This window comes from Parabacteroides sp. MSK.9.14, assembly GCF_019041495.1.
GTDB classification, from domain to species: domain Bacteria; phylum Bacteroidota; class Bacteroidia; order Bacteroidales; family Tannerellaceae; genus Parabacteroides; species Parabacteroides merdae.
Window position 1 is genome coordinate 1 of record NZ_JAHPXO010000077.1, and the last position, 5,011, is coordinate 5,011.

The 5,011-nt window shown below is 55.2% G+C and carries 3 protein-coding genes; all 3 read left to right on the forward strand.

Features of this window, described 5'->3' with window-relative positions; genetic code table 11:
* The coding region (locus tag KTG12_RS20905; RefSeq protein ID WP_182425363.1) for a DNA topoisomerase at positions 1 to 1,227 on the forward strand (1,227 nt) is incomplete at its 5' end.
* A 162-nt stretch (positions 1,228 to 1,389) separates the two neighbouring features.
* Positions 1,390 to 1,842: a DUF1896 domain-containing protein gene (locus KTG12_RS20910; protein ID WP_004304266.1), complete on the forward strand. Its 453-nt coding sequence runs from the start codon at positions 1,390 to 1,392 to the stop codon at positions 1,840 to 1,842.
* Positions 1,832 to 5,011, forward strand: a 3,180-nt coding sequence (locus KTG12_RS20915) for an N-6 DNA methylase (RefSeq protein WP_036895053.1), incomplete at its 3' end; no start/stop codon positions are given. The genes KTG12_RS20910 and KTG12_RS20915, both read left to right, overlap by 11 nt.

Below are 5,011 nucleotides of genomic sequence, written 5' to 3' on the forward strand. Positions count from 1 at the left end.
GAAGCCAACGCCAAGCACGGCTTCACGGCGGAACAGACGCTTGAAATCGCGCAGAAACTCTACGAAAAGAAGTTGATAACCTATCCGAGAACGGGAAGCCGCTACATCCCCGAAGACGTGTTTGCCGAAATTCCCAAACTGCTCGCTTTCATCGGCACACAGCCCGAATGGAAAGACAAGGTGCGGGCAAAAGCCGCCCCGACACGCCGCAGCGTGGACGACGGCAAGGTGACAGACCACCATGCCCTGCTCGTCACGGGTGAGAAACCGCTCTTCCTCTCCAAAGAGGACAATACCATCTATCAGATGATTGCCGGGCGCATGGTCGAGGCATTCTCTGAGAAATGCGTCAAGGATGTGACCACTGTCACGGCGGAATGTGCCGGAGTGGAGTTTACCGTAAAAGGCAGCGTCGTGAAGCAAACCGGATGGCGTGCCGTCTATGGCGAGGAAAAAGAGGAAATTACCATCCCCGGCTGGCAGGAAGGCGACACGCTGACACCGAAAGGCTCGTCCATTACCGAAGGAAAGACCAAACCCAAGCCGCTGCATACCGAAGCCACCCTGCTCTCGGCAATGGAAACGGCGGGCAAGGAAATTGAGGACGACGCACTGCGGCAGGCGATGAAGGACTGTGGCATCGGTACTCCCGCCACACGCGCCTCCATCATCGAAACGCTTTTCAAGCGCGGTTACATGGAACGCTGCAAGAAGTCGCTTGTTCCCACCGAAAAAGGACTTGCCCTCAATTCCGTCGTCAAGACGATGCGCATCGCCGATGTTGCCATGACGGGCGAATGGGAAAAGGAGCTGGCGCGTATCGAGCGCGGGGAACTGTCCGACGACACCTTCCGCAAGGAGATAGAGGCGTACACACGTGAGATAACCTCCGAACTGATCTCGTGCGACAAGCTCTTCGGCAGCCGTGACTCCGGCTGCGCGTGTCCCAAGTGTGGCACGGGCAGGATGCGGTTCTACGGCAAGGTGGTACGCTGCGACAACACGGAGTGCGGACTGCCCGTGTTCCGGCTGAAAGCGGGACGCACCCTGTCCGACGATGAAATCAAAGACCTGCTCACCGAAGGGCATACCAAGCTGCTCAAAGGGTTCAAGAGCAAACAGGGCAAGAGTTTCGATGCTGTTGTCGCCTTTGACGGGGAATATAACACGACTTTTGTGTTCCCGGAGGCTAAAAAGGACAAGAAATTTTCAGGACGGAAGAAATAGTATTAACTTTGCCACTTGTTCAGAGTAATGAATTGTTCTTCGATACCGGATTACACTCATACTTTGGATTTAGTGGTGGCACTCGGAGGGATACCGAGTGCCTTTTTCTTCCTTTTTCCAACCGATTATCCCGTTAATTATCAATCCGCTAAATCCAAAGTAATGAACAACAAGAAGAAAAACGAGGGTCAGACCGACTTTTCCTATTACGGTCTGTACCTGCTGGACTATCTCCGCACGAACAAGTTTGAACAGGCTGACGACACCGCTTTCATACGGGAACGGGCCGACCGTGCCGCCGAAACGTATGAGAGGGCACGGCTTGAAGGCTATCCCGCCGATGGTGCGCAGGAACTGGCGATGGACACGCTGCTGCGCGGGCTGCATTATTCCCGTTACGCCATCCTCCGCGAAGTCGTGGAAAACGAGTTTGCCGATGAAGTGCCGGAAGAGAAGCGTGAAGCCTTTGTCCTGAAACTGCTGCCGCTTGTCGGCAACGTGTTCTCCGTCTATGACCTCTCGGATGACAATTTCGCCCTGTCTTCCGATTACGACCTGCTCTACACGGAGCTGACGGGAGCAACCGTCCTTTACTTAGACGAATATGGCGTTTAACCGCAAACAGAAACTGCGGGACAACATCGAGGCGATACGGACGGCATTCATCCTTGACAGGGAAAATAGGACAGCGACAACCGAAGAGCGTGCCATACTTCAAAGGTACTGCGGTTTCGGCGGTCTGAAATGTATCCTCAACCCTGCAAAGGAACTGACGGATGCCGTCCGGTGGGCGAAATCCGACCTCGAACTGTTCGCCCCGACGGTGGAGCTGCACAGGCTTATCCGTGAGAACAGCAAGGACGAAACAGAGTACAAGCGGTTTGTGGATTCGCTGAAAGCGTCCGTGCTGACCGCTTTCTACACCCCCAAAGAGATAACCGACACCATCGCGGACGTGCTGGCAGATTACAGCGTCCGCCCCGCCCGTATGCTCGAACCGTCGGCAGGTGTCGGCGTGTTCGTGGATTCCATGCTGCGGCACAGCCCCAATGCGGATGTGATGGCTTTCGAGAAGGATCTGCTCACGGGTACAATCTTGAGGCATCTCTATCCCGACCAGAAAATGCGCACCTGCGGTTTTGAGAAAATCGAAAGACCGTTCAACAATTATTTCGACTTGGCGGTGTCCAACATTCCGTTCGGTGACATTGCCGTGTTCGACGCGGAGTTTCAGCGGAGCGACTCTTTCGGCAGACGCTCCGCCCAGAAAACCATCCACAACTATTTCTTTCTCAAAGGACTGGATGCCGTGCGTGACGGCGGTATCGTGGCGTTCATCACCTCGCAAGGGGTATTGAATAGCACCAAGACCTCCGTGCGTAACGAGCTGTTCAGTCAGGCCAATCTGGTATCCGCGATACGCCTGCCCAACAACCTGTTCACGGACAACGCGGGCACGGAGGTGGGCAGTGACCTGATTGTCCTGCAAAAGAACCTCAGCAAGAAGGAAATGTCGCAGGACGAGCGGCTGATGACCGTGATACAGACGGACACGAAAACCGCCCTGACCGACAACGCCTATTTCATCCACCACCCGGAACGCATCGTGCATACGATGGCGAAACTTGACACAGACCCCTACGGGAAGCCCGCTATGGTTTATCTGCACGAGGGCAAGGCAGCAGGCATCGCCGGGGATTTGCGCCGTATGCTCGACGAGGATTTCCATTACAGGCTTGCCATGCGCTTGTATTCGGGTTCAATCCGGCAGGCAGGAACGGAAGAAAAAGTTGCCGTTCAAAATAAAGTAGAGCGTCCTGCCATAAAATTGGAAACAGTATCCTCGGCGCAGACGGTGGAAACTCCGACAGAAAAGCCGCAACCCGCAGATGAAAAGCCGGAGATAGAACCGCGCCCGCAATATTCCGCAGGCGTGCAGCTCACCCTGCTTGACCTCTGGGGGATGACGGAAGAGGTCAGCCAACCGAAAACCTCCAAAAAGAAAAAGACGGTGAAAAAGGCAGTTACGGCAAAGTCCACTCCGCCCAAACCGAAAGTCACGGTTACACCGACAGCTCCAACTGCAAAACCCGCAATGGAGAATAAGGAGGTGAAAGCGGAGAACACCGCCAAGCCTGCCGACCCGGACGACATCTATGCCACACTGGACTGGGATACCAATCCTCCCATCAACGGTTTCTATGAAATGATGATGGGTTTGACGCCGGAGCGTAGGAAAGAACTTCGGGAACTGGCAAGGCAGCATAACGAGAAACAAGTGGCGGAAAAGACGGAAGTGAAAGCCGTGCCGGAAACTTCCCGTGAGCAGCCACGACAGGAGGAAACACAGCCGGAGGCAGTCGCCGCACCTGCCGTTACAGATACCCCATCGGAAGCGGTGGGGACTTTCCTTTTCCCCGACATCGAAGCGGAAAAGCCGAAGGAGGAAGTCGTGGACCTTTCTCCGCGTGCCTACCACCGCACGCCGGAGATGCACCTGCGCGAAGGGTCGCTGGTGGCTGACCGGGGGCGTCATAACATCGGCTACCTGAAAGACATCACGCCATACGGGGCGACATTCCAGCCGCTCGACCTGAAAGGATACCAGAAGGAAAAGGCGTTGTTGTATGTGTCGCTGCGTGACGCCTACGAGCGTCTGTACCGTTATGAATCGCTCCGGCGCGAGGCAAATGTTCCGTGGCGAGAGCATCTGAATACCTGTTACGATGAGTTTGTCATGCGCTACGGCAACCTCAACGCCAAGCAGAACGTGAAGTTAGTGATGATGGATGCGGGCGGGCGCGACATCCTTTCGCTGGAACGGATGGAAAACGGAAAGTTCGTCAAGGCGGACATCTTCGAGCATCCTGTTTCCTTCGCGGTGGAGAGCCATGCCAACGTAGGCTCTCCCGAAGAAGCCCTGTCTGCGTCGCTCAACAAATATGGTACGGTCAATCTCGACTATATGCGGGAGATAACCGACAGCACGGCGGAGGATTTGCTCACTGCCCTGCAAGGGCGCATCTACTACAATCCGCTCGTGACCGGTTACGAAATCAAAGACCGTTTCATCGCCGGAAATGTCATAGAGAAAGCGGAACGCATAGAGGCATGGATGGGTGACAATCCCGAAAATGAGCGTATGCCGGAGGTGAAGCAGGCGTTGGAGGCTCTGAAAGATGCCGAGCCGCAGCGCATCGCCTTCGAGGATCTGGACTTCAATTTCGGGGAACGCTGGATTCCGACGGGTGTCTATGCCGCCTACATGAGCCGGCTGTTCGACACGGAGGTGAAAATCGCCTATTCCGCAAGCATGGACGAGTTTTCGGTGGTGTGCGGCTACCGCACCATGAAAATCACGGACGAGTTTCTGGTGAAGGGGTATTACCGGAACTATGACGGTATGCACCTCCTAAAACACGCCCTGCACAACACCTGCCCTGACATGATGAAGTCCATCGGCAAGGACGAGCATGGCAACGACATCAAGATGCGCGACAGCGAGGGAATACAACTCGCCAACGCCAAGATTGACGAGATACGAAACGGCTTCTCCGAATGGCTCGAAGAGCAGTCGCCGCAGTTCAAGGAGCGGCTTGTGACGATGTATAACCGCAAGTTCAACTGTTTCGTGCGCCCGCGCTACGACGGCTCCCATCAGACCTTTCCCGACCTCAACCTGAAAGGGCTGGCAAGCCGGGGTATCAAGAGCGTCTATCCCTCACAGATGGATTGCGTCTGGATGTTGAAACAGAACGGCGGCGGAATTTGCGACCACGAGGTG